This is a genomic window from Streptomyces sp. NPDC005899, assembly GCF_040629645.1.
In the GTDB taxonomy this organism is placed as follows: Bacteria; Actinomycetota; Actinomycetes; order Streptomycetales; family Streptomycetaceae; genus Streptomyces.
On record NZ_JBEXWB010000418.1, the window covers coordinates 1 to 4,936 of the forward strand.

Sequence of the window (4,936 nt, forward strand, 5' to 3'; positions counted from 1 at the left end):
ACCGCGCGCGAGCGGCCCACCCGACGTCGGGTGGGCCGCAGCGCCACGGGGCCTCACAGCCTGGCCTCACACCTCACAGCCGGACCCGTCCACCTGGGCGGACGTGGGGCCGGCCTCACAGGACCGAATCCGCCGTGGGGCGTTCCCCGGGCCAAACGCGACCGCCCCGGACCGAGGGGGTCCGGGGCGGCTGAGGGGCGCTCAGGAGGTCATTCAGTAGGGTCCATGATCGAGTCTCGGAGCACCCACCCGGACCGATCCCATGCGGCAGGCCGGGGAACGGGTTTCCCGGGGTCGGCGAACAGCGGCGGCAGCATCTCCTGCCGGGCGCCCCACAGGATCCAGGCCGCGTGGCTGGCCGCGTTCATCGCCTCGGTAAGCATCGGGTCGGCGGAGCTCCCGTTCTGACGGCGCAGCACGTCCAGGCTGGCCACCAGCGCCTGGTGCAGCTCGGCGTCCGGCCGCCCGAGAAGCCAGCCGCCGCCGCGGCGGGCGGCGGGCGGGGCGCGTGCGGGGGCGTTCGAGCGGGGTGTCGCCGCGCTCGCCCAGTACGTCGAGCGGGAGAAGACGCTGGTCGTACCGCGGGCATGGTCCGAGGAGTCGCCGGACGGGACGTCAGTTCGGCTCGGGGTGTGGCTGTCGAACGTGAAGAGCCGGCGGGCGACGCTCACGGTGAGCAGCTGGAACGGCTGGCGGGTCTCGGACTGGAATGGGCGGTTGAGGGAGGAGCTGCGGGCTGACGCAGGGGATCGGTCGCTGCGACCGGTCCCGTCGTGAGGCTGCCGGCCGCCGCTTGACGCCCGACCGCCGCCCGGGACCCGCGGTACGAAGGCCGGACCCCGCCCCTTTTCTGCCTACCGACCGCGTCCGGTCCGGCGGGCGGGGGCGGGCCGGGCGGGTTGTTGGCGGTGGATGGGGACGGCGGCTTCCGCCGGGGCGGCCGGGGCGCGGTCGGCCGCCGGGGCGGGCGCGGTCGCGGTGGTGGTGGAGCTCAAGCCGAGAGCGGCCACCGCCCACCCGTGTCTCTGCCACTGCCACTCGGCCGAGCGCAGTAGCATTCCCGGCGAAGAGTCCTGCAAGCCGACAGATGCACCGCCTGGCACGGCGACGGCGACGAGGAGCCCGCCGCCACCCTGCACAGGAGAATCCAGGCCCGCTGGCTCGGTGGACGTCAGCCAGCCCTACAGGTCAGGCTCGCCCATTCTTTCCCCTCTGAATGAAGAAGTAGCCCGCCACGGAAATGCACCCGAGGATTCCTAGAAGCGCCCATCCTCCATTGTTTCCGGAAGCAATCAGAAAAATGGAAAAGGCGAGCCCTAGGACTGCAAATACGGCTGCGAACTGAACATACCGCTTGACGGCCGCCCGCTGCTCCATCGTCCATCCGACGTGTGGCTCTGACATGCTGAGGTCCCTTCCTGTGCCCGGGGTGGGAGAGGCAGAAATATCCTCTCCCACCCAACGATTTCATTTATCCGCTGACGGCGTTAGACGCTATCTGCCCCGCGCTCCAAGCGATCGCGTAACAACCGGCCGTAGCACCGAGGGAACCCCCCAAGGTGGGACCCGCACTGGCAGCCACTGCCGCTCCACACAGTCCTCCTGCGAGGCCGCCGGCGACCACACCCGCAACATCGCCCCAGAGAGCCTTGCTGTCGCCTTGCGCCAGGTGGACGGCTCCGGTGGCGACGTCGCCGATGGGGCCGAGTGCGTCCGCGACACCATTGAGGCTGAGCAGTCCGGTGGGGTCGATGCGGTTGACCGGGTCGCCCTCGGCATAGAGGTACGGGTTCCTTTCCTGGCCGGAGGGGTCGGGCGAGGTGAAGCGGCCGATGTTGAGGTCGTAGTAGCGGGCCGCGAAGTGGTAGAGCCCTGTCGGGTCCTGGTAGCCGCCGGCGAAGCGGTAGGGCTGGGGGACCGTCTCGGTGGTGGTGGCGCGCTGTACGCCGCGGGGGCTGTACGCGTACGTGTTGACCTTCGTGCCGGCTTCGTCGGCCAGGGCGACGACACTGCCGAGTGCGTCGGTCAGGTAGTAGTGGTTCTTCCCCCCGCGGGTCATGGAGTTCAGCGTGCCCCCGGGTTCACGGTTAAATCCCGTGTCGACTCCGGCCGTTGAGGTGGCGGAGAGGCCGAGGGGACGTTGTGGAAGAAGGTGTCGCCGAGCTTGATGCGCTCGGACTGGTCGGTGGAGCCGTACTGGCCGGTGTAGGTTTTGCCGCCGGTGGTGATCGACGTCATCTGGGAGTAGTCGGTCCACTTGACGCCGGTGCGGGTGCCCTCGGGGGTGGGGGCGCCGGCTGTCTCGTTGCCGATCTTGTCGTAGGACCAGTTCGTGGTCGAATCGTCCTTCGCGGTGATCTGCTGGGCGTCGTTGATCGTGTACGTGGTGCCGCGCGGGCAGCCCTTGTCCACGCCCTGCGAGGTGAGGTTTCCGGCGAGGTCGTAGCAGTACTGCCAGGAGGAGTTGAGGGCCGTGCCCTTGTTCTCCGCCGCGTACGAGAAGCGGCCGGCGCTGTCGTACTCGTAGCTGGTCTTCGTGCCGGCGACAGCGTCGGTCGTGGTGCGGATCTTGCCGCCGTCCTTACCGTCCTGGCGGGCGTAGGTGTAGGCCAGGTCGACGAGGGTGCCCTTCGGGCTGATGGTCTTGATCTTCTCCGGCCGGCCGGACTTGTCCGGGAAGACTTCCTGGACGGTACTGCCGGGGTACGTGGTCTTGGTGCGGACGTCGTTGTTGTTGTACCCGTATATCGTGATCTTGCTCTTCGGGTCCTTCAGCTCCTTGAGCTTGTTGACCTCGTTCCAGGTGTAATCGGTCAGGCCGGCGGGGTCCTGGTAGGTGTCGACGTTACCCGCGGGTGTGTAGGTGAGGATGGTCTGCGAGCCGTCCTGCAGGGTGCGGATCGTCTCCCGGGAGAGCGGGTCGAACTCGTACGTGATCACACCGGTGCCGTCTGAGCGCTGGCTGAGGTTGCCGTCGCCGTCGTAGTCGTAGGTGACGGCCAGGTAGTTGGAGGAGTCGACCGTCTTGATACGGTCGCGGTGGTCATAGGTGTAGATGACCATGATTCCCCGGGCGTCCTTCACCGTCTCCGGGCGGCCCAGGTCGTCGTAGGTGTACGTGGTCGTGCCGAGCGGGGCGGGCGCCTTGACCGTCCTGAGATTGCCCTTGGCGTCGTAGGTGAAGGACGTGGCAACCGACTTCGATGCCGTCATCTTCGTGGTGACCTTGCAGACCTGGCCCTCGAATCCACCGCAGGTGGGGGTGGCAGGGTTGTAGTCGAAGGACTGGTTGCCGCCGCCCGTGCCCTGGACGGCGACCGACTTGGTGTTGCCCGCCGTGTCGTAGGTGTAGTCGGTCTTCTCGTTGTCCGAGGACGTCAGAGTCCCGGGCAGGTCTGCGCCCGCGATTGTCTGGTAGCCCGTCACGCTCGCGGTGGGGAGGGTGGAGCTGGTGGGGTTGTTGCGGGAGTCCCACCCGTAGGTGGTGACGTTCCCCGAGGCCCTCCCACGCCCATGGCGTCGGCGGCCTCGGTCACGTTGCGGTTCGCGTCGTACTTCTTGGAACGCGAGTGCGTCAGCGCGTCAATGACCTTCTTCACCTGGCCGTCAGCGTCGTGCTCGTACTTGGTGGAGTGGGTTTCGGGGTCGGTGACCGTGGTCGTGCCGGCGTCCGAGGGACTGGTGGCGGAGTAGGCGTAGGTCCAGGTCGGGCCGGTGTGGCCGGAGCCGTTCAGCTCGGTGGCCCGGAGCATTGAGGTGACGCGGTTCTGGTCGTCGTAGGTGAAGACCGTCACCCGACCCTCAGGGGTGGTGATCTTCGTCAGGCGGTTGGAGGCGTCGTAGCCGAAGAGCGTGGACTTGCCCTCGGTGTCCGTCGTCTTCGCCAGGTCGCCGGCCGGGTTGAGGTCGAAGACGGCGGTACGGCCGGTGTGATCCTTGGCCTGCCACTGGTTCGAGTAGGCCTTGACCAGGTCCACCCAGCGTCCGGAGCGGGTCTCGGTGATCTTGAAGCCCTTGTGCTCCGCTTCCTCGTCATGCTGCTCGACGGTGATGGCGCCCTTGTTCTTGTCGGTCACCTTGGTCAGTGTGCCGTTGGCGTCGTAGGTGTCCTTGGAGCCGGACTTGCGGTCGGTGAGCGTGTACGTGCCGTCCGCATTCTTCTTCAGGTCCTTGGAGTACCCCTTCGCGGTGGTGAAGGTGCCGTCGGCGTTCTTCGTGAAAGAGACCGCGTCTCCCGTGGCGCCGAAGAGCACCACTTCGCTCGCATAGATGTCGAGGTAGCGTTCGTACTCCTGCCACCACCGCTGCGACACTTTGCCCCAGGGGGCGTCCAGCGAGTTGTACGTCCGGGCCAGGCGCAGTTTCTGACCGACGCCGGCGACATCGAAGTCGGTGGCGGCGAGCATCAGGTTGCCATTCGACAGGTCGATCCTGGCTACCAGGGAGTCCGTCACCCGGACGTCGGAGATCTGGTGCCAGGGCACCGCCCCCTGCCCGCGCGGCACCCAACTGCGCACCCCGGCCGAGGTGCGTGCCTGGGGCGACGAGGCGCTGCCACCGGTCCCTGCTCGCTCCTTCTGGGCGTCCTGCCAGGCAGCCTCCGCCGCCGACGGAGCGGTGCATCTGCAGGAGGAGCGGCGGTGAAACCGCCGCCCCTCTCATCTAGACCCGTACTTCGCAGGTCGCTGAAAAGGTTCGCCGGAATGGCTCTGCAGCGTCCGGTGAAGACCGAGTCGGACTGACCGAAACGAAGATACGGCGAGTCAGACCGACGAGTGATCGAGTCTGCCCGATCAACCTTCACGACCGGGTGACCTGCGAAGTCCGGGTTCAGAAACCGTCGGGGTCTGTCAAACGAGCGGTGTAACTCGGGTTGTTGAGGGTTACTGGCGGGCTGCGGAGAGTCGGCCGTCGAAGGTGATGTCGAAGGCGTTCA

The 4,936-nt window shown here is 67.3% G+C and carries 1 protein-coding gene and 1 pseudogene; both read right to left on the minus strand.

All coding sequences use genetic code 11. The features are described from left to right. Nucleotides 1-209: 209 nt before the first annotated feature. Nucleotides 210-671 (minus strand): hypothetical protein, encoded by a 462-nt coding sequence (locus tag ABZ371_RS28940; protein ID WP_358685038.1) that lies wholly within the window; start codon nucleotides 669-671, stop codon nucleotides 210-212. An 800-nt stretch (nucleotides 672-1,471) separates the two neighbouring features. Continuing rightward, nucleotides 1,472-4,505 (minus strand): annotated as a pseudogene (locus tag ABZ371_RS28945) (RHS repeat-associated core domain-containing protein). Nucleotides 4,506-4,936 lie beyond the last annotated feature (431 nt).